The following is a 788-nucleotide window of genomic DNA, read 5'->3' on the forward strand; positions in this document are numbered from 1 at the left end:
CCCGAAACCTCGTCGAGCGCCTCTGGTGCAGGCTCAAGGATTGGCGGCGCATTGCCACCCGGTATGACAAACTGGCAAGAAATTTCCTCGCAGCAGCTCTAATCGCTGCCACGCTCACATACTGGTGCAATTGAGTCCGGACCCTAGGCGCTCTGGGCTTCCAGTCGATACATGGCCTTTATCAACCAAAGACAGCAATAGCCTTGCTGGCTATGGATTGCTGTGCGATTCTTCGGGTATGATCCGAAGGAGATGAGAATGTCGGAGATGCTTGCAGCGCTGACCAACATTCGGACCGCGGAAGATATGGTCGTGGCCTTTCGCGATGAGGAGCAGTGTCGGCGATTGCTGGAAAGCATGGTGTGGCCGGCCGGRAGAGTTTGYCCTGCCTGTGGTTACAAGCGCTCGATCGCAATCGCCGGGCGCGATATGGGCAAGCGGCGTGCGCGYCCGGGTCTCTATCAATGCTCCAGCGGCGATTGTCGCTTCCAGTTTACGGTGACGACMCACACGCCGCTGCATTCCACAAAGCTTCCKCTGMGTGTCTGGCTGAAGGGCATGTGGCYGATGCTGCAGTCGGATAAAGGTTTGTCCTCGGTGCGCCTGGCCGAGGCTCTGGGGGTGAGCCAACCGACGGCCTGGCGGATGGGACACGCGCTRCGTCTCATGGCGGCGCGCGARCACATGCTCGATGGCACGGTGGAGATCGACCATTTTTATCTCGGTGGGCGAGCAAGAATAAATCCGGACGATCCACCGCCTGGACGAGGCCGAAAAGGTCTGCCGAA

The 788-nt window shown here is 59.2% G+C and carries 1 protein-coding gene and 1 pseudogene; both read left to right on the forward strand.

Annotated features, from left to right (window positions below):
- A pseudogene (locus AB4Z53_RS35385) lies at positions 1-134 on the forward strand (IS5/IS1182 family transposase); the annotation flags it as partial.
- 124 nt (positions 135-258) lie between these two features.
- A partial coding sequence (locus tag AB4Z53_RS35390; RefSeq protein WP_441600092.1) for a transposase occupies positions 259-788 on the forward strand: 530 nt, incomplete at its 3' end.

Origin of the sequence: Ensifer sp. 2TAB8 (genome assembly GCF_052115125.1) — a bacterium.
Lineage (GTDB): Bacteria > Pseudomonadota > Alphaproteobacteria > Rhizobiales > Rhizobiaceae > Ensifer.